This is a genomic window from Parafrankia sp. EUN1f (assembly GCF_000177675.1).
Taxonomy (GTDB): Bacteria; Actinomycetota; Actinomycetes; order Frankiales; family Frankiaceae; genus Parafrankia.
In genome coordinates this window covers 1-21,251 of record NZ_ADGX01000054.1, presented here as the reverse complement: position 1 = coordinate 21,251, position 21,251 = coordinate 1, and the positions used below count along the sequence as shown (strand labels likewise).

The 21,251-nt window shown below is 71.8% G+C and carries 20 protein-coding genes and 1 pseudogene; 8 read left to right on the top strand and 13 right to left on the bottom strand.

The annotated features are described in order from the left end of the window. Positions 1 to 127: 127 nt before the first annotated feature. The 6 genes from FREUN1FDRAFT_RS47725 to FREUN1FDRAFT_RS46440 all read right to left on the bottom strand — a co-directional run bounded on the left by FREUN1FDRAFT_RS47725 (position 128) and on the right by FREUN1FDRAFT_RS46440 (position 4,588). Entirely contained in the window at positions 128 to 1,135 is a 1,008-nt protein-coding gene (locus tag FREUN1FDRAFT_RS47725; protein ID WP_083828728.1) for an ATP-binding cassette domain-containing protein, read from the bottom strand. A gap of 41 nt (positions 1,136 to 1,176) precedes the next feature. Beyond that, positions 1,177 to 2,022, bottom strand: coding sequence for an ABC transporter permease (locus FREUN1FDRAFT_RS17590; protein WP_369809803.1), 846 nt, complete (start codon positions 2,020 to 2,022; stop codon positions 1,177 to 1,179). A 52-nt stretch (positions 2,023 to 2,074) separates the two neighbouring features. Then, positions 2,075 to 2,881: an ABC-2 family transporter protein gene (locus FREUN1FDRAFT_RS17585; protein ID WP_006541468.1), complete on the bottom strand. Its 807-nt coding sequence runs from the start codon at positions 2,879 to 2,881 to the stop codon at positions 2,075 to 2,077. Positions 2,882 to 2,934: 53 nt separating this feature from the next. Then, positions 2,935 to 3,354 (bottom strand): NUDIX hydrolase, encoded by a 420-nt coding sequence (locus tag FREUN1FDRAFT_RS47720; RefSeq protein ID WP_304412151.1) that lies wholly within the window; start codon positions 3,352 to 3,354, stop codon positions 2,935 to 2,937. 113 nt (positions 3,355 to 3,467) lie between these two features. After that, positions 3,468 to 3,848, bottom strand: coding sequence for a VOC family protein (locus FREUN1FDRAFT_RS17575; RefSeq protein WP_035952043.1), 381 nt, complete (start codon positions 3,846 to 3,848; stop codon positions 3,468 to 3,470). Between the two features lie 50 nt (positions 3,849 to 3,898). Further along, complete coding sequence (locus FREUN1FDRAFT_RS46440) at positions 3,899 to 4,588, bottom strand: bifunctional 2-polyprenyl-6-hydroxyphenol methylase/3-demethylubiquinol 3-O-methyltransferase UbiG (protein ID WP_304412150.1); 690 nt, start codon at positions 4,586 to 4,588, stop codon at positions 3,899 to 3,901. 84 nt (positions 4,589 to 4,672) lie between these two features. Between FREUN1FDRAFT_RS46440 and FREUN1FDRAFT_RS47715 the strand changes: the two genes are divergently transcribed. After that, complete coding sequence (locus FREUN1FDRAFT_RS47715; protein WP_063745321.1) at positions 4,673 to 6,037, top strand: hypothetical protein; 1,365 nt, start codon at positions 4,673 to 4,675, stop codon at positions 6,035 to 6,037. 55 nt (positions 6,038 to 6,092) lie between these two features. On the opposite strand, the gene FREUN1FDRAFT_RS17560 is transcribed toward FREUN1FDRAFT_RS47715, so the two are convergent. The 4 genes from FREUN1FDRAFT_RS17560 to aceB form a co-directional block, all read right to left on the bottom strand. Continuing rightward, a complete protein-coding gene (locus FREUN1FDRAFT_RS17560; protein ID WP_006541463.1) occupies positions 6,093 to 6,845 on the bottom strand; it encodes a dienelactone hydrolase family protein in 753 nt (250 codons plus the stop codon). A 373-nt stretch (positions 6,846 to 7,218) separates the two neighbouring features. Then, the gene (locus tag FREUN1FDRAFT_RS17555; RefSeq protein WP_006541462.1) at positions 7,219 to 8,877 is read right to left on the bottom strand and encodes an alpha/beta hydrolase; all 1,659 of its coding nucleotides are present in this window, start codon (positions 8,875 to 8,877) and stop codon (positions 7,219 to 7,221) included. A 241-nt stretch (positions 8,878 to 9,118) separates the two neighbouring features. Further along, positions 9,119 to 9,946, bottom strand: a complete 828-nt coding sequence (locus FREUN1FDRAFT_RS17550; RefSeq protein ID WP_006541461.1) for an IclR family transcriptional regulator — start codon at positions 9,944 to 9,946, stop codon at positions 9,119 to 9,121. Continuing rightward, positions 9,943 to 11,604 (bottom strand): malate synthase A, encoded by a 1,662-nt coding sequence (gene aceB / locus FREUN1FDRAFT_RS17545; RefSeq protein ID WP_006541460.1) that lies wholly within the window; start codon positions 11,602 to 11,604, stop codon positions 9,943 to 9,945. The genes FREUN1FDRAFT_RS17550 and aceB overlap by 4 nt, the downstream gene beginning before the upstream one ends. A gap of 294 nt (positions 11,605 to 11,898) precedes the next feature. Here aceB and fabG point away from each other — a divergent pair, with 294 nt between their 5' ends. The 3 genes from fabG to FREUN1FDRAFT_RS17530 all read left to right on the top strand — a co-directional run bounded on the left by fabG (position 11,899) and on the right by FREUN1FDRAFT_RS17530 (position 15,403). Beyond that, entirely contained in the window at positions 11,899 to 12,660 is a 762-nt protein-coding gene (gene fabG / locus FREUN1FDRAFT_RS17540) for a 3-oxoacyl-ACP reductase FabG (RefSeq protein ID WP_006541459.1), read from the top strand. A gap of 85 nt (positions 12,661 to 12,745) precedes the next feature. Continuing rightward, positions 12,746 to 14,020 carry a magnesium and cobalt transport protein CorA gene (locus FREUN1FDRAFT_RS17535; protein ID WP_006541458.1) on the top strand — a complete coding sequence of 425 codons (1,275 nt, stop codon included), beginning with the start codon at positions 12,746 to 12,748 and terminating at the stop codon, positions 14,018 to 14,020. A 117-nt stretch (positions 14,021 to 14,137) separates the two neighbouring features. Next, positions 14,138 to 15,403 carry an EAL domain-containing protein gene (locus tag FREUN1FDRAFT_RS17530; protein WP_006541457.1) on the top strand — a complete coding sequence of 422 codons (1,266 nt, stop codon included), beginning with the start codon at positions 14,138 to 14,140 and terminating at the stop codon, positions 15,401 to 15,403. 68 nt (positions 15,404 to 15,471) lie between these two features. Here FREUN1FDRAFT_RS17530 and FREUN1FDRAFT_RS17525 read toward each other — a convergent pair whose 3' ends face one another. Genes FREUN1FDRAFT_RS17525 through FREUN1FDRAFT_RS17520 form a run of 3 tightly spaced genes read right to left on the bottom strand, consistent with a single transcriptional unit; the run spans position 15,472 to position 17,785 of the window. After that, the gene (locus FREUN1FDRAFT_RS17525; RefSeq protein WP_006541456.1) at positions 15,472 to 16,752 is read right to left on the bottom strand and encodes a hypothetical protein; all 1,281 of its coding nucleotides are present in this window, start codon (positions 16,750 to 16,752) and stop codon (positions 15,472 to 15,474) included. Then, the gene (locus FREUN1FDRAFT_RS46425) at positions 16,749 to 17,123 is read right to left on the bottom strand and encodes a hypothetical protein (protein WP_006541455.1); all 375 of its coding nucleotides are present in this window, start codon (positions 17,121 to 17,123) and stop codon (positions 16,749 to 16,751) included. Before FREUN1FDRAFT_RS46425 ends, FREUN1FDRAFT_RS17525 begins: the two co-directional genes overlap by 4 nt. Positions 17,124 to 17,179: 56 nt before the next feature. Beyond that, entirely contained in the window at positions 17,180 to 17,785 is a 606-nt protein-coding gene (locus tag FREUN1FDRAFT_RS17520; protein WP_006541454.1) for a TetR/AcrR family transcriptional regulator, read from the bottom strand. Positions 17,786 to 17,899: 114 nt separating this feature from the next. On the opposite strand from FREUN1FDRAFT_RS17520, the gene FREUN1FDRAFT_RS17515 reads away from it, so the two are divergent. From FREUN1FDRAFT_RS17515 to FREUN1FDRAFT_RS17500, 4 genes and pseudogenes are all read left to right on the top strand, one after another. Beyond that, positions 17,900 to 18,919, top strand: a complete 1,020-nt coding sequence (locus FREUN1FDRAFT_RS17515) for an ATP-binding cassette domain-containing protein (protein ID WP_006541453.1) — start codon at positions 17,900 to 17,902, stop codon at positions 18,917 to 18,919. Continuing rightward, positions 18,919 to 19,779, top strand: a complete 861-nt coding sequence (locus tag FREUN1FDRAFT_RS17510; protein WP_006541452.1) for an ABC transporter permease — start codon at positions 18,919 to 18,921, stop codon at positions 19,777 to 19,779. The genes FREUN1FDRAFT_RS17515 and FREUN1FDRAFT_RS17510 overlap by 1 nt, the downstream gene beginning before the upstream one ends. A 108-nt stretch (positions 19,780 to 19,887) precedes the next feature. Beyond that, the gene (locus FREUN1FDRAFT_RS17505; protein WP_006541451.1) at positions 19,888 to 20,667 is read left to right on the top strand and encodes a Clp protease N-terminal domain-containing protein; all 780 of its coding nucleotides are present in this window, start codon (positions 19,888 to 19,890) and stop codon (positions 20,665 to 20,667) included. Between the two features lie 127 nt (positions 20,668 to 20,794). After that, positions 20,795 to 21,251 (top strand): annotated as a pseudogene (locus FREUN1FDRAFT_RS17500) (RCC1 domain-containing protein); the annotation flags it as partial.

The window sequence follows — 21,251 nt, the reverse complement described above, 5'->3', positions numbered from 1 at the left end:
CCCGCCAGGTCATGGCAAACCGACGCGAAACACCGACCAGACAGGTTCCCATGGCGATACAGACGCACGGTCACACGTAGCGGTTCACCAAACCCCGGACAACAGCTCGGCGCAGACGATCCTCCGGCTATGAACGTCTGGCCGCCGGGGCGTCAGGCGGGTGACGCGTCGCCGCATAGAGACGACGAACCACATCCTCGATATCCGGCTCCTCCACCCGGAAATCCACCACCTCCACCAGCGCCGACACCGCCGCCAGCACCCGCGCCGCGGTCGTCGCCTCCGCGTCGAACGCCAACCGCTGACGCAGACCACGACCCTCACTTCCCAGATGCCGCGCCGCCACCACACCCGCCACCTCCAGATCCGCCGCCGGCTCCGCGAGGTCAACCACCAGCACCCGATCCGCCCCCGCCGCCCCCGCCAGACCCGCCAACGCACCATCGAACGCCAACCGCCCATGGTCGATCACCAGCACCCGCTCACACAGCCGCGCCACATCACCCATGTCATGCGTCGTCAACAGCAACGTCGTCCCATACGCCGCCCGCTCCTCGACGAGGAACTCCCGCAACCGCTGCTTCGACAGCACATCCAGCCCGATCGTCGGCTCATCCAGAATCACCAGCCGGGGGGAGTGCAGCAACGCCGCGGCGATCTCCGCCCGCATCCGCTGCCCCAACGACAGCTGACGCACCGGGACGGACCAGAACTCCGCCATCTCCAACCGCTCCACCAGCTCATCCGTCCGCGCCCGCCGCCGCGCCGCCGGCAGCGCATGAATAGCCGCCAGAATCCGCAACGACTCCCACACCGGAAGGTCCCACCACAGCTGCGACCGCTGACCGAACACCACCCCGATCTGACGGGCCAGCCGCCGCCGATCCTTCACCGGACGCAACCCACATGTGCGCACGGTGCCCGCCGTCGGCACCAGGATCCCCGCCAACATCTTGATCGTCGTCGACTTCCCGGCACCGTTCGCACCGATGTACCCGACCGCCTCACCCGCACCGATCCGCACCGTGAGGTCCTCGACCGCGCTCACCTGCCGGCGCCGCACCCCCTCACGAACGGTGAACCGCCTCGTCAACCCGACCGTCTCCACCACGGTCTCTCCGGTGGCGGCCGGCACCTCCGCCGAGCCCCGCGCCCGCGGCAGCAGACCTTCCGCGCTCAACCGCCACCTCCCTGATAGTGCCGAACACCCAGACGCCAGCACCCCAACGCCACCGACCACGCCCAGACCGCCGCCACCGGAGCACACCAGCCAAGCCACCCCGGCAACCACACCGGCCCCGGCAACCCCAACAACACCAGCGCCGGCAGATACCCCGTGAACGCCATCGGGACGAAAAACCCGAACACCAGCCGCAACGGCCGCCCCCACACCGAAGCCGGCTGCGTCGCCGCATACCGCCCCCCGTACACGAACGCGTTCGTCATCTCCCGACCATCCACCAGAAAGAACTGCAGGCCCCCCGCCGCGACGAACAGCGCCGCGAACACCGCCACCCCACTGAGCAGCGAACTCACCAGCAACACCACCGCCGCCGGCCGCCAGTCGATGTCACACAGCACCAGCCCCACCACCAACGCGACCAGCCCCACCGACGCCCGCGCCAACCGCCGCAGACTCACCTCACTGGTGATCAGCTGCGCCAGCAGCGGCTGCGGCCGCAGATAGAACACGTCCAACATGCCCGCCCGCAGATACGTCGGCAGCCGATCACAATGCCCGAACACCAGATCCGCCAGCGAGAACGCCAGATCAGCCAGACCGAACACCAGCAGCATCTGCCGGAACTCCAACCCACCCAGCCGCGTCGCCGCATGGAACACCACCCACACCTCGGCCAGCTCGACCACCGCCGACAACAACGAACTGACCAGATCCAGGACGAAGTTCGTCCGATACGACAGCTGCGACCGGGCCCGTGACGCCAACACCGCCCGATACGGACGCAGCCGATCCCGCCACCCCGCAACCGGCTCCGCCACCACCGGCCCCGACGCGGCCACAGCGGCCGACGCCACGGCAGACACCGCCGCCAGCGGCTCGACAGCAGGCGGCTCAACCACCCTGGATCTCCAACCGCCGCCGCCCCGCCCGCGTCAGCACCTGACCGGCCCCACCGACAACCACCAGCCAGAAACCCTGCACCGCCAGCAGCACACACGCACCAGCCACATCCACCCGATCAGCCAGGATCGTCACCGGATACATCAGCATCGACGGACACGGCGTCGCCTGCGCCACCAGCTCCAACCATCGCGGAAACAGGCTGATCGGCACGAACAACCCGGCGAGAAACCCCGACGCCACCATGTACACCAGCTGCACCCCACGGGTCTCCACCAGCCAGAACCCCGCCGTCGCCACCAGATAGACCGTCGCCGCCGAGATCACCACCGCCATCAGCAGACTCACCACACCCAACACCACCAGCACCACCGACCGCGGCCACGTCATCCCGACCACCAGCCCACCGATCGCAAGCTGCGGCACCCCCCGCGGAAGAAACGCGAACAACCCCTGCCCGACCTCCACCGTCACCGTCGCGGCCTGCACATCCAACGGCCGCAGGAAATCCACCGCGACCTGACCGTCCTTGATCCGCTCCGCGAACTCACTGGCACCCCAGAAGTTCACCGAACCGAGCATCGCCTGCGACAGCCAGATATACGTACTCATCTGCGCGACGTCATACCCGCCGACCTCGCCACCCGCCGCCCGGACCGCACCGAGCAGCACCGCCACCTTCAACAACCCAAACGTCACATTCGTGACCAGCCCGCTCAACGCGGCCAGCCGATACGTCGCCTGACGGCGAAACCCGGCCGCCAGAAGCAGCCAGTAAACCCGCACCGTCACCCGCACAAAACCACCAACAATACAACCCGACCACACACCGGCGGACCACCGACGACCCGCTACGACGAATCAGCCGGCCGGATCCCCATACCCAGAACCGCCAACGCCCGCTCCACCAGATGCCGCATCAGCACCGGATCCCCACCCCGATAACGAGCAAGAAACTCCTCCGCCGACTCCACCACCCGCCCCGCCGACTCCAACCCACCGGACCACTCGGCGAACTCAGCCACCCGCGCCACGAAAACCAGCATGTAGGTCAGATCATCAGCACCGAACAGATCCGACTCGATCACCTCGACCGGCTCCAACACCCCGACCCGAACCCGAACCTCCTCCCACACCTCACGCCGCGCCGTCTGCTCCGCCCCCGTCTCACCCCGCTGCACATGACCACCGGGAAGATCCCACCCACGCGCCAGATCCGCCAACACCAACGCACCATCCCCAGCAACCACCACCACACTGACACTCGTCACCGCCGCGAACGGCACCTGCGCGGACGCCCCCAGACACCGCAGCGCCACCGGCCCCCGACGGCCCGCCCGCCGACCAGACGTCGGCCGCCGATCCCCGCCAGCCTCACCCCGGCTCACTCCGACGGAGCCGCCGTCGTCAGACAGAACGGATGACCAACCGGATCGAACAACACCCGCCACCGGCCAGGATCCGGCTGCACCGCAGCCGCCACCGCACCCAACCGCACCGCCTCCGCAACCGCAGCCTCAAGATCCACCACCGCGAGATCGAGATGAATCTGCTTCGGCACCCCCGCATGCGGCCACGTCGACGCCACATACCCCGGCACCGGAAACGCCACAATCCACAAACCCTCCGCACGCACCCCCACCGCACCCGTCGAACCGGTGAACCCCACCTCCCCACCCAGCATCGCCGCCCAGAACCGCGCCAACAGCCCCTCCGAGCCCTCGGCACAGTCCAACGACACGAAAACCCGCCGCGACACCGCCACGGCGCCGCACACTACCCCGAACCGCCGGCAGCGCCAGCCAGAAACCCGAACTAGCCCACAGACTCAACCAACCGGCGCCGAGCATGCAGCACCGCATCGTGAACAACAACCTCCCCGCCATCCACCACCACCGGCCGAGGACACGCCTGCGCCACCAACACCTCCCACTCCACCGGATCCAACAACCCCGCCAGCTCCACCGCCGCACACAAATCCGCCGCCTCCGGACGGGCAATCCCCAACGCCAGATCAGCCGGATCATGCCCCACCATCAGCAACGAACCCCCCGGCGCCACCACACCACCCAGCCGCGCCACCAACCCAGCCCGCCGATCAGCCGGCACATGCACGAACTGCGCCGACACCAGATCAAACCGGGTCTCGAACCGCGGCACCCGCGCCGGCCGCCCACCCTCACCACCAGAACGCCCAACCGGAGCATCCAACCCCGACCAGGTCATCACATCCGCCCGCATCCACATCACCCGCGCCGCCACAGCCCGCCCCAGATCCACCGCCGCGGCCTTCCCCCGCCGCAACGCCGTCGCCGAGAAATCCACCGCCAGCACCTGCCAGCCACGCTCCGCCAACCACAACGCGTCCGCCCCCTCACCACAGCCGGCGTCCAACGCCCGCCCCGGCACCAACCCACCCGCCCGCTCCACCAACTGGCCGTTGGGACGACCACTCCACACCGTCTCGCGCGACGCGTACCGCTGCTCCCAGCCCTGCTCATCCAACATGCCCCCAGCATCCCGGGCGCCCCGCAACCCGCACCAACCACCCCCACCACCCCGCCGAACACAAGGAACAAGGCGGCACACGTGCCGCACACGCTCGGTCACCTGGTCCATCCGGTAGAACCGGAGCATGAGCCCGGCCGAGGACACCGCGACGACTCCCACCCCCACCGACGACGAGCCCACAGCCGCCGCGGCCCCCGGCCAGCCCGCCCCCGACAGCACACCCCCGCCACAACAAGCAACACCGCCACCACGACACCGACCTGCGCGTTCCCCGGCTGCGACCGGCCGATAACCCCCACCGAACGCCCCGGACGCCCCCCGGCCTACTGCGACGACCCCAACCACAACCGGCTCGCCGCCTACCGCCGACGCCGCGACCTCGCCCGCCGCGACACCGCCACCGGTCCCGACCAGGCCAGCGGACGTCCCACCACCCACCGCCCCCTGGCCAGCGGCCGGCTGCGCGCCGACGAACTCGCAGCCCAGATCCGCACCCTCACCACCGACCTCACCCGCAACCTCGACGCCTTCGCCCGCGAAATGGCCAGCCTCGGCGACGTCGCCCGCGCCGAAGCCCAGGTCGAAGCCGCCGAAGCCGAAGCCGCCGAACGGGTCGCCGAAGCCGTCGCCCGCGCCGTCCGCGCCGAACAGGCCGCCCGGGCCGAACACAGCGCCCGCGCCGAAGCCGAAGCCGTCGCGGCCGAAGCCGTCGCCGCCCTCGAAGACGCCGAAGCGCGCCTCACCGCCAGCGAAGCCGCCGCCGCCACCGCCCACACCGAAGCCGCGGCCGCCGTCGCCGAAGCACACGCCACCGCCGAGGAACGCATCCGGGAAGCCCGCGCCCGCGCCGCCGCCGACATCGACCGCGCCCGCGCCGACGCAGCCGGCGAGATCACCCGCATCCACGCCGCCGCCGAACGCACCCGCACCGAACTCACCGCCGAACGCGACCGACTCACCGCCGCCCTGCACACCGCCGCGCAGACCGCCGAACGTGACGCCGCGAACCTCGCCGAGCTCCGCGCCGACCGCGACCATCTACGGGCCGACCGCGACCGCATCCGCGACGACGCCCGCCGCGAACGCGACGAACTGGCCCGCCTGCACACCGCGGCCAAAACCGACGCCGAACGTGCCCGCGCCGCCGCGGCCGAAGAACTCCAACACGCCCGCGCCGCCGCCACCGAGCAGCTCGAACACCTCCGCGCCGAAGCGGCGGCGCGCCTGCACGCCGAACAGCAGGCCGCCGCTGAACGCCTCGCCGCCCTCGCCGACGCCCGCGCGGAAGCTCGCACCCGCGCGGAACGCGCCGAACGCCAGGTCGACGACCTCACCACCGAGCTCCGCGCCGCCCGCACCCACCTCACACACCTCGCCCCACCGCCACGGGCGGGGGAGCCGGCTCCGGTCGGAGAAACCGAGACGACGACGGAGACCGCCTAGCCAGGCTCAGCCCCGCTCAGCCGGCCAGGCGGACCAGACGCGGATCAGGCGAGGTTCAGCCGGCCGCCGGTGCCCGAAGCGTCCGATCGAACAGTGCCAGCGACCGCTCCCAGTGACGCTCAGCCGCCGCCTCGTCGTACACGGCGAAATCCGGCATCGCGAAGCCGTGCAACGCCGGGAGCACCTCGGCCTCGTAGTCGACCTTCGCGTCATCCAACGCGGCCAGCAGCCGCGCATGGTCCGCCTCGGTGTGATGGTTGTCGTTCCGCGCTGCCGCGATGTACACCGCGCCCTGGATCTGCCCGGCCTGGTGATACGGACTCGACGGATCGTCCGTCGCCAGCCCGCCACCGTGGATCGACGCCGCCGCCGCGATCCGCTCCGGAAGTACGGTCGCCGCGGTGAACGCCAGCCGGCCGCCGATGCAGTACCCGATGATCCCGGCGGGGCCCTCCAGCACACCCGGCTCGCCCGCGAGCGAATCGAGCAGCGCACCGAGATCTGTCATCACCGCCTGCGGGGTCGCCCGGGTGAAACGCTCGCCCATCTTCGCCCGCAGCGACGGATCCGAGAAATCCGTCGAGACCGAGCCGGTGGTCGCCTCATCCGTCCGGTAGAAGATGTTCGGCAGCGCGACCAGATAGCCCGACCTGGACAGTCGCTGCGCCATGCCCAGCACCGTGTCCCGCACGCCGAAGGCATCCGCCAGCATGATCACGACCGGCGCCGGGGCTCCGCCGCCTGGCGCGAACAGATAGGTGTCGAGCACGCCGTCCGCTGTCACTACATCACGCCGGGTAAACGCCATTGTCCGCACCTTCGCCTTCAGTCATGTCACCCGATGCCCCGGGCCCGGTAGGCGAGCACCGGCAGGTGACCTCGACGCGGCCCACCCACATCACAAGACGTCTACCAGGCAGGACGCGGCGATGTGACAGGCGGGTTCCGCTTTTGCCTGCCGACGCCGAACCGGTACGCATCAAAATGATCAAGGAACGCGGTTCAGCCCGGTGCAGGGGTTGGCTTGGAGGTGGATGCGGGAGATCAAATATCTCGTGAGGTGAATCAAGATCAAAAATGGCAACGCCGGGTCGTCAACACTGTTGATTATCTTGAGGGGAGGAGTGGGATGCCGGTGTCCGGCCCGACCAGCAGAGCTCGGCGGACACCGGCAGACGGTCTCACTGCGGCGGTGAGCCCACCGCGGCCGGCGGCCGAGTACAGGTCACGTCGGCCCTCGGCAACGTCCCGTTCTGCAGATAGGCGTTGACCGCGCCGTCCACGCACCCGCTGCGTCCCGGGTACACCCCATGTACCCGGGCGTCCCGAAGCGTCACCAGGCGGGAGGCGCTCAACACCCGGTGCAGGGCCCGGGCACCCGCGTAGGGCGTGCGGTTGTCCTTCTCGGCGGCGACGACCAGCGCCGGAACCGCGTTCGCGACCCGCGTCGGTGGCTCCACCGGCCGCACCGGCCAGTAGGCACACGGCGTGATGTTCCAGATGGCACCGGCCACATGCCGCTGTGCGCCCGTGTGCCGGCGGATGTCGGCCAGATAGTCACCGGCGATCCGGGGCGCCGGCACGTCACCGCACAGCACCGCCAGCTGCGCGCTCTGGAACGCACTGACCACCGAGCCACCAGGGCCGGCGTCGGTTCCCGCCTGTGCGTGGGCGCGGGCACCGGGCAGGGCCGGACCATCCGTCGCGAGCCCCTGGAGGAACTCTGCGAGGTAGGGGTTCGTCGCCGGGGCACGGCCGTCCGCGGCGTCCGCGAAGGCACGCACGCCCATCGCGAGAACCGCCGCGGCGTCCTCGCTGTCATCGGTCAGCGAAGCGATGAGCAGCCGCGGGACGTCCGACGCGTCGTAGCGCACACCGTCCACGGTCAACGGCCGGCGTGCGGCGGCCTGGTAGATCCGGTCGACGGTACGCAGCACCTGCGCGGCGGTACGCCCCAGCGCGAGCTGCGCGTCCTGCCCGGCCGCCCAGGCCGCCCACTCCCCCAGGGCCGCCTCGAGCAGATCGCCGCTGCCGCGCAGCACCCGCGGGGTGTAGGTGGCGGGATCCACCACACTGTCCAGGACGAACCGGTCCACCCGGTCCGGGAACATCTGCATGTACACGGCACCCAGGTAGGTGCCGTAGGAGTAGCCCAGGTAGGACGTCGTGGCCGCCCCGAGCACCGCGCGGACGACGTCCATGTCCCGCGCGGTGTTGCGGGTCGAGGCGAACGGCAGCACATCCGCGTGCGACGAGCAGCCCGCGGCCGTCGCGGCCTGCTCGTCGGCCACCCGCTCGAAGCTGTCCCGGTCAGGCCCGGCGGCACGCAGCCAGTCGGCGCCCAGGGCCGGCCCGCAGTCCAGCGCCGAGCTGCGCCCGACGAAGCGGGGATCCATCGCGACCAGGTCGAAGCGGTCCGCCACCGGGCCGAGCATCGCGCGGATGTCGGCGATGGCGTCCACCGCGCCGCCGCCGGGCCCGCCCAGGTTGACCATGAGCGGCCCGCGCCGGTGCGCCTGGTCCACCGCGCGGATCCGGGCCAGCCCCAGGGTGATCGTCCGTCCGGTCGGGCGTGCGTAGTCCAGCGGAACGCTGACGTCGGCGCACTGCGCGCCGACGGCGTCCAGGTAGCCGCCGACCGCGTCGTTCGGGCCGACCTGGCACTCATGCCAGCGCGCCGGCTGGCTCTCGAAGGGGGCGAGCAGGGGATTCCCACTTGCCACGGGAAGGGCCGCGGCCGACGCGCCGGCGCGTCCCACGACGAGTGACGCGGCGCCGACGAGCATCGCCGCGCCCAGCGCGGTACCGCGCGCGGGTAGCTGCCCGCGGCCGCGCCGCACGCCGCCACGATGCCTGCCGAGGGGTTGCCTGCTGGGTTGTCGTCTGGTGGCCGACCGGATGTCGGAAGTGTGGAGTCTCATCGCCAGTCAGGATCAGGGCGGACGGTTCCGCCGCCGAGGTCCCGGGAAACCAGGCGTTTCTACGATCAGCCCGACATGGGCCGACGCTTCAAGATCATATTGGTTCGTACCGGCGCGTCAACACTGTTGACTATCTTGTTCTGGTTTCCTGTTCCACGAGTCAGCGGCGCAGGAGATGGTCGGCGCAGGCCGCGGCGACGGGCAGCAGCCGGGCCGCGAGCGGCTCGACGTCGGCGGCCGTGATCCGGCTGGCCGGGCCCGACACGGACAGCGCGGCGGGCGCCCGGCCGGACAGGTCCGTCAGCGGGAAGGCCACACAGCGCACACCCGCCTCCTCCTCGCCGTCGTCCGTCGCGTAGCCCCGTTGTCGGATGGCGGCGAGCTCGGCGCGCAGTGCCGTCGGGTCGGTGATCGTGGTCGCGGTGCGCCGCGGCAGGCCGCTGCGCTCGACCAGCGCCCGCAGTGCCGGCTCCGGCAGGAACGCCAGCATGGCCTTGCCCACCCCGGTACTGTGCGCCGGCGCCCGGTTGCCGATCTCGGTGAACATGCGCAGCCGGCGCGGCGAGGCGGCCTGCGCCACGTAAACCACCTGGTCGGCTTCCAGGACCGCGAGGTTCGCCGTCTCCCCCGACACCGCCACGGCCTCGCCGAGGAACGGCTCGGCGCCGGCGGCGAGCAGCCGTTGCGCCGCGTTGCCCAACCCGATCAGCCGGGCACCGGGCGCGTAGCGGCGATCGGCGTCCTGCCGCACCCAGCCGCGTTCGTGCAGCGCCCGCAGCAGCCGGTGGACGGTCGGCTGCGGCAGGCCGGTGGCGCGGGCGAGGTCGGTGAGCCCGGCGCCGTCGCCGGCCGCGGCCAGCAGCTCGACCAGCGCGAGCGCACGGTCGACGGACTGCACCGAGCCCGCCGCCCGTTCCGGCGCGGGCGGCGGGCTCGGTGCGCCGTCCACTGGTGGGTCCACTGGCGGATCGGCCGCCGGCGAGGTCATGGCATGCGCTGGTAGGCGGGCACGGTCAGGAAGTCTGCGAAGTCGTCGGCGAGGGCGACCTCGACGAACAGGTCCCGCGCCCGGGCGAAGCCGTCGGCGTCGTAGCTCTCCCCCTGTGCCGCCCGCAGCACCTCGAGCTCCTCGGCGACGACCCGTTCGACCAGCTCACGGGTCACCGGGACGTCGGCGACACCGCTGTCCCCCACCAGCACGACACCGTTGTGCAGCCACTGCCAGATCTGCGAGCGGGAGATCTCCGCGGTGGCCGCGTCCTCCATCAGGTTGAAGATCGCGACCGCTCCGGAGCCGGCGAGCCAGGCACGCAGGTACTGCAGGGCGACGCTGACGTTGTTGCGCAGCCCGGCGAGCGTCGGGGCACCCGGGGTGGTGGTCAGGTCGATCAGGGCGGCGGCGTCGACCGTGACGTCCTCGCGGGTGCGGCTGATCTGGTTGGGCCGCTCGCCGAGCACACCGTCGAACACCTCCCGGCACACCGGCACCAGGTCGGGGTGGGCGACCCAGGAGCCGTCGAAGCCGATGCCGGCCTCGCGGGTCTTGTCCTCGCGGACCTTGGCCAGCGCGGTGGCGTTGACAGCCGGGTCGCGCCGGCTCGGGATGAACGCGGCCATTCCGCCGATCGCGTGCGCGCCGCGGCGGTGGCAGGTGCGCACGAGCAGCTCGGCGTAGGCGGTCATGAACGGCGCGGCCATCGTGACGGCGTTGCGGTCGGGCAGCGTGAACGCCTCCCCCCGGTCACGGAACTTCTTGATGATGCTGAACAGGTAGTCCCAGCGGCCGGCGTTCAGCCCGGCGCAGTGCTCCCGCAGTTCGTAGAGGATCTCCTCCATCTCGAACGCGGCGAGGATCGTCTCGATCAGCACCGTGCCGCGGATCGCGCCCCGGGGGAAGCCGAGCGCGTCCTCGGTGTGGGTGAAGATGTCGTTCCACAGCCGTGCCTCGAGGTGGCTTTCGGTCTTCGGCAGGTAGTAGTAGGGCCCGGAGCCGGCGTCGAGCTGGCGGCGGCCGCAGTGCACCGCGTAGAGGGCGAAGTCGACGATGGCACCGGCCACCGGTTCGCCGTCCACCAGCAGGTGCTTCTCGTCGAGGTGCCAGCCGCGGGGCCGCACGACGATCGTGGTGGTGGTCGTGGTCGCCCCGGTGGCCCCGGTCGGGCTCGTGGTGGCGGTGGGATCGAGGGTGTAGGCCTTGCCCTCCGGGCTGGTGAAGCTGATGGTGCCGGCGAGGGCGTCCCGCAGGTTGAGCTGCCCGCTGATCATGTTCTCCCACAGCGGGGTGTTGGCGTCCTCGAAGTCGGCCAGCCAGACCTTCGCGCCGGAGTTGAGCGCGTTGATCGTCATCTTGCGGTCCGTCGGCCCGGTGATCTCGACCCGGCGGTCGACCAGGCCTGGTGCCGGTGGCGCGACCTGCCACTGCCCCGTGCGGATGTCGCGGGTCTCGGGCAGGAAGTCCGGGTCCGCGCCGGTGGACAGCTCCCGTTGCCGCGCCGCGCGGCGGGCGAGCAGGTCACCGCGGGTCGCGCCGAACCGGCGGTGCAGGTCGGCGACGAGGGTGAGCGCCTCCGGGGTGAGGATCTGCTCCGCGCCCGGCACCTGCGGCCGGACGATCTCGACTCCGGGCGGGGTGTTCGGACCGGCCATCACGGTTCTCCTTCACGGATCGGCGACGTCTGCGCGGATCGGCTGACGAGCCTGATTTTCCACCAGCTGGAACATCCACTTCGTATGACGGAATTCTATCCGTGGCCGCGGGTGGGCGACGGACTCGCGCCACCCGGTGCCTGCACCTGGCACCGGTCCGGCCAGCTGACCGCACAGCGTGACAAAGGACCAGGTCAGCGCGGTGGCGGCGGGCGCGGTGGGCCGGTTGACTTGGCTGCGACGGGCCGCCGTGCGTGGCCTGCGCCCGCCACCGTCGCCGAAGGAGACGTTCCCGTGCCCGAGTCCCCAACCCGCGTCGCGATCGTCACCGGAGCCGCTCGTGGCATCGGCGCCGCCATCGCGCAGCGCCTGGCCGGCGACGGCCTGGCGGTGGCCGTGCTCGACCTGGAGGAGTCCGCGACGAAGGGCACCGTCGAGGCGATCATCGCCGCCGGCGGGAAGGCGATCGGCCTCGGCGCCGACGTCGCCGACGCGGTCGCGGTCGACGCGGCCGTCGCCCGGGTCGCCGCCGAGCTGGGCGCGCCGACCGTGCTGGTCAACAACGCCGGCATCACCCGCGACAACATGCTGTTCAAGATGACCGAGGTCGACTGGGACGCGGTCATGGGCGTGCACCTGCGCGGCTCGTTCCTCATGTCACGGGCCGCCCAGAAGTACATGGTGGACGCGAGGTGGGGCCGGATCGTGAACCTGTCCAGCATCTCGGCGCTGGGCAACCGTGGGCAGGCGAACTACGCGGCCGCCAAGGCCGGCCTGCAGGGCTTCACCAAGACGCTGGCGATCGAGCTGGGCAAGTTCGGCATCACCGTGAACTGCGTCGCGCCCGGTTTCATCGTCAGTGACATGACCCGCGCGACCGCCCAGCGCATGGGTGTGGGCTGGGAGGAGTACGTGGCCGCGGCGACGGCGGCGATCCCGGTCGGCCGCCCCGGGCAGGTCACCGACATCGCGGGCGCGGTGTCGTTCTTCGTCGGTGAGGCCGCGAGCTTCGTCTCCGGGCAGATCCTCTACGTCGCCGGCGGCCCGAAGGCCTGACCGCGGGCCCGCCGTGGCAGCGGGCCCGGCAGGCGGTTGGTGCCGGCCGGGCGTTCCCCCTTCTCCCTCGTCCGCCAGGATGGACATGACGACTCGGCGGGATTTGATCCTGCCGAGCGGGGAATGTCGGGCAGACGGCGACGGGAACGGGAGTGATCGTGCGGAGGCGGACGGCGTGAACCTTGAGCAGGATCCCGACCGTCTGGCTGACCCGTCCACCGAGCATGGCGCGGACCACGACCACGACCACGGGGTGGGCGCGCTGCGGGACCTGCTCGCCGGCGCGCTGGCCCGCCCCGTCTCCCTGGTGCGGGCCCGGCCCAAGCGCCGGCTGCCCGCCCCCGGCACGGGCGAGGCCCCGTCCGGACGGGTGGTGGCCTGCCACGTCTACGCCGACGGCCGCCGGGTGCCCGACGGCTCGAACCTGCTCACCGCGGCCCGCATCGCCCGCCGCCACCACGGCGCGTTCGCCTGGGTGGGGCTGTTCGAGCCCAGCGACACCGAGCTCACCTCGATCGCGGAGCTCTACGGCCTGCCGGAGCTCGCGGTGGAGGACGCCATCGTCGCCCACCAGCGCCCCAAGATCGAACTGTACGGCAGCACCCTGTTCATGGTCCTCAAGACCGCCAGCTACGTGGAGCACGACGAGATCGCCGAGGACACCGAGGTCGTCGTCACCGGCGAGGTGATGGTCTTCATCGGCCCGGACTTCGTGGTGACCGTGCGGCACGGCAACCACGGTGCCCTGGAGCAGCTGCGCGCCAGCCTGGAGGCGCAGCCCGCGATGCTGCGCCACGGGCCGTCCGCGGTGCTGCACGGGGTGTGCGACGGGATCGTCGACAACTACCTGGCGCTGGTGGAACGCCTCGACGCCGACGTCGACGCCGTCGAGGCGCTGGTGTTCGAGCGCTCCGCCCGGGCCCCGGTGGAGAAGCTCTACCAGCTCAAGCGCGAGCTGCTGGAGTTCAAGCACGCCGTCACCCCGCTCAACGGGCCGCTGCGCATGCTGTCGGACACCGCCCTGCCGATGATCGACCCGCACGTGCGCGACCATTTCCGGGACGTGTTCGACCACCTCGTCCAGGTGACCCAGCGGGTCGCCCACCTCGACGAGCTGCTGTCCTCGATCCTGCAGGCGACGCTGACGCAGGTGACGATCGCCCAGAACGAGGACATGCGCAAGATCAGCGCCTGGGTCGCCATCGGCGCCGTCCCGACCGCCATCGCCGGCATCTACGGGATGAACTTCGAGCACATGCCGGAGCTGCGCGAGGTCTGGGGCTACCCGGCGGTGCTCACGCTGATGGCTGTCATCTGCCTGTCCCTCTACCGGGCGTTCCGCCGCAACGGCTGGCTCTGAGCCCCGGGGTGTCCGAACCCTGGTGTGTCCCCGGGTGGGGCGGGCATGCCTAGCGGGGAGCAACGCAGCAGGCGCAGGAGCAGCAGGCGCAAACCAGTGGCGCGAGGGAGTGGTGCCATGGCGCGCACGGCGTCACCGGTGGGCCCGGCGAAACCACTGGACCCCGGCACGGAGCAGATCCAGGCCGATCCCTCGGTGGCCGATCTGCTGGGCGTCCTGCGCCGGCACCTGACGATGGACGTCGCGTTCCTCGGCCGGCTCGACGAGCAGTACCTGCTCCTGCAGGTCTTCGACGGCGACCCGTCCGTCTTCGGGCTGCAGCCGGGCAGCACCATCCGCCGTCAGGCCGCGCTGTACCCCGCGGAGCTCGCGCACGACGCCCCGATCGTCATCCCGGACACCCACGCCGACCAGCGCACCGCCGACGCCCCGATCGTGCACGGGCTCGACATCGGCTCCTACGCGGCAGCGCTGGTCTACGACACCGATGACGAGGTCTACGGGATCGTCGGCTGCTTCGGGCGGCAGCCGCGGCCGCACCTGCGGCCCCGGGACGGGCAGTTCGTCGACCTGCTGGCGGCGTTCCTGCGCGACGCGGTGATCGATCTGCGCCGGGTGTGGGAGTCCCGCAGCCACCTCTCCCGGATCATCAGCGACATCATCGACGACGGTGGGCCCCAGATCGTGTTCCAGCCGGTGGTCAGCCTCGCCGACGGCAGCATCGCCGGGGTCGAGGCACTGTCGAGGTTCCCCGGCTCCCAGCGTGACCCGGAAGGCTGGTACAAGGTCGCCGCCCAGCTGGGCCTGGGCACCGAGCTGGAGCTGGCGGCGATCCGGCACGCGCTCACCGTGCTGCCCGGCCTGCCGCCCTCGGTGGCACTGTCGCTCAACGCCGCACCGGCCACGATCGCCTCCGGCCTGCTGGGGCTGCTCCGGTCGTTCGGGGCCTGCGACCGGGTCATCGTGGAGATCACCGAGCACGAGTACTTCAGCACCGACCCGGTGGTCATGCGCGACATCCAGGCGCTGCGCTCGCTGGGCACCCGCATCGCGGTGGACGACACCGGCACCGGCTACTCCGGGCTCGAACAGCTCATCCAACTGCGCCCCGAGATCGTCAAACTGGACTATCTGATCACCCACCGGATGGACGTCGACCCGGCGCGGCGCGCGGTCGCGGCCGCCATCGTGAGCGTCGCCCGGGAGATCGGCGGCCAGGTCATCGCGGAGGGCATCGAGTCCACCGCCGAGCTGCGGACGGCCACCGAGATCGGTATCGGCTTCGGCCAGGGCTATCTGCTCGGCCGCCCGGCCCGTACGCTGCGCGCCGCCTGCTCCCCCACCCCGGGCCTGTTCCGCCCGGCCCCGGCACCGGCGCGCTGAGGGGTCGGCGGCTCCGAGATTCCGTGCGCCGTGGGTCCACGGCGTCGCGGGCCGGCGCCGCTGCGGGCCTAGCGCGGGATGTCGCCGGGCAGCTCCATCATCCGGTGGAGCAGGCGGGCCAGGAAGACCGTGTGCCGGTGCAGCAGCGCGCGATCGAGCTTGTCGAGGTTGCCGCCCGGGGCGACCTGCAGCAGATACGCCGGGCCGGTGATCATCGCGATGGTGGGGATGCCCAGCCGGTAGGCGAAGGTGCCCTCCCCGTACAGGCCGTTCTGGAAGGGCTTCTGGATGCCGGCGCGGGTCAGGCGGCTGGTGCGGACCTCGTCGTCTGCCAGGGTGCGCAGCGTGTCGCTGTTGCCGACGGCGACCGCGACCGGTTCGGTGCGCCCGGTCGCCCGGTACGGGCCGGTGCCGCCCTGGTCGTCCCAGCCGAGGGTGCCCAGGTGCTCGGCGACGAGCGCCATTTCCACCCCGGCGGTGATCTCGGGGTGGGCCCGCAGCCAGGCATCCGGTTTGACGGTGGCGCCGTCGGCGGTCATGTGGTTCGGCGAGAACATGAACAGCAGGTCACGGGACCGCGTGCTGGCCGGGAAACGGCTGAAGTACTCGGCGAGCGCGCACAGCGCGGGTCCGCCGTTCTCCTCGACGGCGTTCTGCCCGTCCGTGTGGGTCGCGACCAGGACGGCGCCCGCCCGGGCGCCGGGCGGTCCGGCGCCCGGCAGCCGGGCGAGCAGGTAGTCCACTGTGGTCTCGCGCCGGTCAGCCGTCAGCACGAGCGTGGCCCGGGCGGGGCCGCGGGCGAGCAGCGCGCGCAGCCGGGCGCCGGACTCCCGGTCCAGCCGCAGGGCCGGCAGCCCGGCGTGCTCCTGCTGGTGCGGGGTGTACTGGCCGGCGGCCAGCGCCGGGCTCTGATCAGAGATCTCGATCATGGCGACGGCGCCGTGGGAACGGGCGGTGGCCAGGTCGGGGGCCGGTGGCACCCCCAGCCAGACGCGGGAGTAGTCCTCCTGCGCGAACTCGGCGCGGGCGGTGGGGGGATGCACCGCGTAGGCGAGATCGGTGAGCACCGAGGCGTGCAGCCGGGCGATCGGTGCGTCGACGACGACCACCGCCCCGGTGAGCGGCGCCGCCGCGCCGCCGGCACCGGCACCGGCGGCAGCCTGGTAGGCCGCCTCGTCACCGGGGCCCAGGTCGACCACGGGGCCGGTCACCCCGGCCGGCCCGGTCTCACCGGAGCGCGGCCGGTAGGAGGCGACCGGAACAGTCCAGGCGGTACCGCCGGCGTCCGTGACCTGCAGTGACCATCGCTGGGCCAGCCACTGCGCGAGCCGGGTCGGATGACGGGTCACGGTGAGGCCGTAGCCGCGCAGCTGGCGCTCGAGGTCGTCGATGTGGCCGCGGTGCGCCGCCGACCCGGTGTGCCGGGGCCCACCGCGGTCATCCGGTCGACCCAGCCCCACAGCGTGTCGGCGTCGACGAGGTCCTGCGCGGTGACCGGCCCCGGCGTGCCGGTGGTGAACGGCCGCCGCACCGCGCCCGCGCCTGTCACCGCCCGCCTGCCGCCGCCGGCGCCGGCGGCATCGCCCGCGACGCCGGACCCGTCACAGCCGGCGGCCAGGGTCCCCGCGGCGGCGGTGAACGCACCGGACGCCGTCAGCCGCAGGGTCGTGTCCAGAAAGCGCCGGCGGCTCGTCGCCGGCGGTTCCTCGCCTGCCGTCACGACCTGATCGTGACACGAGCGACCATGCGGCGGCGCCAGGAGGGCACCGAGAGTGGTCAGGAGGGCGGGTGGGGTGCGGCCGGGCGCATGAGGTCACCGACCGTGGCGCGGACCATGACGCCGAGATCCTCGTCGCCGACCCCGGCGAACACCTCGCTGCCGAGCAGGAAGCCTCCGACGATCGCGCCCAGGGCGCAGGCCAGCCGCACCCGCCGCTCGATCGGCACCTCGTCGTTGGACAGGATCCGCAGGAGGCGCTCCTGCAGATCGGAGTGGCTCCCGCCCTGGCCGTGGTGGTCGGGCAACCGCTCGATCGCGTGGTGGTTGCGCATGTGGAACAGGAACAGCGTCCGGTTGGCAAGCATGGCGCCGACGATCAGGTCCAGCGCCGCGGGCCACCGGTCGGGGCTGGCGAGGTCGGCCTCCAGGTCCTCGAAGCCGGCCCGCCCCAGCTCGTGCAGCCGCAGGTGCAGCGCCAGCAGGATGTCGTCCTTGCTGGCGAAGTGGTAGTACAGCGCGGCCTTGGTGATGTTCAGCCGCTGCGCGATCTCACGCAGCGACACCGCCTCGTAGCCGGAGTGCGTGAACAGCTCGAGAGCGACGTCGAGGATCCGTTCCCGGGTGCTCTTCTCCCCTGCAGCCGGCGCGGGGGGTCTGGGCATGATCTCAACCTACTTGACGCGACGACCTCATGTTACTTACCTTGCGGCAAGTAAGTTTTATCTTACCTGCCGGCAAGTTACTGACGAATCGGGGGCGGTCACGTGGACCAGACGATGATCGAGGCCACCGGCCTCACGAAACGCTACGGCGACACCCAGGCCCTGGCCGGGGTCGACCTGCACGTCCCCGCGGGGACGATCCTCGGCGTGCTCGGCCCGAACGGGGCGGGTAAGAGCACCGCGGTGCGCATCCTGACCACGCTGGCCCGGCCGGACACCGGCCGGGCCAGCGTGGCCGGGTTCGATGTGGTGACCCAGGCCGGCGAGGTCCGGCGCCGCATCGGGGTGACCGCCCAGGACGCCACCCTCGACGAGGCGCTGACCGGCCGGCAGAACCTGCGGATGATCGCCGAGCTCAGCGGCCTGCGCTCGCGGGCCGCCGCCGACCGCGCCGGCGAGCTGCTGGCGCGGTTCGAGCTGACCGACGCCGCCGACCGCGTGCTCAAGGGCTATTCGGGCGGCATGCGCCGCCGCCTCGACCTGGCCGCGAGCCTGGTGGCGCGGCCGGCGGTGCTGTTCCTCGACGAGCCGACCACCGGCCTGGACCCGACCAGCCGGGCGCGGATGTGGGAGGTCGTGCGCGACCTGGTGGCCGCGGGCACCACGATCCTGCTGACTACGCAGTACCTGGAGGAGGCCGACGCGCTCGCCGACCACATCGTCGTGATCGACCACGGGCGGGTCGTCGCCCGCGGCACCGCCGACGAGCTCAAGACCACGATCGGCGGCCACCGCCTGGAGATCACCCTCTCCGCCGCGCATGCCGGCGCGGCGGCGGCGCTGCACCCCCTCGTCGAGGGCCGCGTCGACATCGACGCTGCCGGGCGGCGGCTGCGCGCGGCGGTGCGCGGCGGCTCGGGCGTGGCGACAGCGGTCATCCGGGCCCTGGACGGCGTCGGGGCGCTGGTCGACGACGTCGTCGTGCACGCGCCGTCCCTCGACGACGTGTTCTTCGCGCTCACGGGCACCCCGGGCATCGCCTCCGAGCCCGGTCCGAACAGCCGTCCCGACGACCGTTCCGACGACGACCGTTCCGACGACGACCGCGCGGCGCGCCCGGTGGGAGTGGCCTGATGTCCGAGCTCACGATCACCACGGGCGGCCCGGCCGCGGCCCTCGCCGCGCCGGCGCGGACCGGCGCCGTCAGCCGGGCGGTGCGCGATGTCGTCGTGCTCACCCGGCGCAACCTGGTGCACATCGCCCGCGAGCCCCTGCAGTTGTCCGACATCACCGTGCAGCCGGTGCTGTTCACCCTGCTGTTCGTCTACGTCCTCGGCGGCGGGGTGAGCGTCGCCGGCGGCGACTACAAGGACTTCGCGATCCCCGGACTGGTCGCGCTCAACCTCACCACCTCGGCGATGGGTACCGCGGTCGGGCTGAGCAACGACCTGCGCACCGGCGCGGTCAACCGGTTCCGGACCCTGCCGATGTGGCGGGCCGCCGTCCTGGTCAGCCGTTCGCTGTCGGACGTGCTCGCGGCCGCGGTCTGCATGTCGATCGTGCTGCTGACGGGCCTGGCGATCGGCTGGCGGCCGGACACCTCCCTCGCCGGGTTCGTCGGCGCGCTCGCGATCCCGCTGCTGTTCAGCTACGCGCTGGCCTGGGGCACAGCCTGCCTGGGCATGGTCAGCGAGGGTCCGGAGAGCGCCCAGTCGATCGCGCTGGTGCTGCTGTTCCCGCTGGCGATCGTGTCGAACGCGATGGTGCCGACCGCGGGCATGCCGGGCGTGGTGCGGGCGATCGCCGAATGGAACCCGGTCAGCGCGGTGACCGCGGCGGCCCGGGACCTGTTCGGCAACCCGAATCCGTCCGCGGCCTCCCACGCCTGGCCCATGCAGCATCCGGTCCTGGCCGCGGTGCTCTGGTCGGTGGCCATCGTCGCGGTGTGCGCGCCGCTGGCGGTCGCCCTCTACCGGCGTCGTACCACCGACTGACACTCGCACCACGACCGACAACAGTCCGGAGCGGACAGGGACGACGGAGATCCGATTAGCGTCAACTTTGGGTTGACGCCAATCGATCGTCAACCTAGAGTTGACGCCATGGCAGACATCGATCCGACCGCCCTCAGCAACAGCGTCCGACTCGACGATCTGATCGCCGCGATCAAGAAGACCCACGCCGACGCCCTCGAGCAGCTGTCCGGCGCCGTGCTGGTCGCCGACCACCTCGGCGACGTGGCCGACCACCTCATCGGCCACTTCGTCGACCAGGCCCGTCGTTCCGGCGCTTCCTGGACGGAGATCGGGCGCAGCATGGGCGTCACCAAGCAGGCCGCACAGAAGCGGTTCGTCCCCAAGGAGCCCGGCGAGCCGGAAAGCCTCGACCCGGCACAGGGTTTCGGCCGCTACACCCAGCGGGCCCGCAACGCCGTGGTCGCCGCGCAGAACGAGGCGCGGGCCGCCGGCAACGCCGAGATCACCGCGGAGCATCTGCTGCTCGGCCTGCTCGCCGACCCCGCCGGGCTCGGCGCCGCCGCGATCGTCGCCCAGGGCGCCCCCCTCGCCGCCGTGCGCGAGGCGGCGACCGCGAACCTGGCGCCGCCCGTCGCGGAGGTACCCGACCTCATCCCCTTCGACGGGCGCGCCAAGAAGGCTCTCGAGCTGACCTTCCGCGAGGCCCTGCGGCTGGATCACAGCTACGTCGGCACCGAGCACATCCTGCTCGCGCTGCTGGAGCTGGAGGACGGCGCCGGCCCACTGACGTCCCTGGGTGTCACCAAACCGGGCGCGGAGACCCATCTCCGCCAGCTGCTCGCCCTCGCCGTCAGCGGCCCATCCGCCACCGCCACACCGGATCCCGCCCCGAAGGCGCGCCCCTGAGACGGGCGCCGCCAACACGCGGCATAGCGAACATTTAAACAAGCTGAATAGTCGAACAGGTCACGCAACTACTCTCCGTGTTCGTCGGGGGTTCGAGGATGACACCCACCAGTACGGAGGCGCGCAGATGCCAAGTCGACAGCGGCGGATCGGAACCTGGGCGGTGGTGCTGGCCGCAGCCGGCACGGTGGCACTGCCCGCGGTCGCGAGCGCTGCACCCACCACGAGCGAGCTGCCCGGAGCGGAGTACGCGTTCGCGCCCCCGTCGTACGCGGCCCGGGCCTGGGGGCACAACACCTTCGGGCAGCTGGGCAACGGCACCACCGGCACGCCCAGCTTCAGCCCCGTGCCGGTCACCGACCTCACCGGCCTCGACGACGTCCGCGCCATCGCGGGCGGGGCCGGCTCCGGGTTCGCGCTCAACGGCGACGGCACCGTCTGGGCCTGGGGCCTCAACAACGTCGGCCAGCTCGGCAACGGCACCATCATCAACAGCAACGTGCCCGTCCAGGTCGCCGGCCTGGAGGACATCCGCGCCATCGCCGCCGGGAGCAACGGCAACGGCTACGCGCTGCGCAGCGACG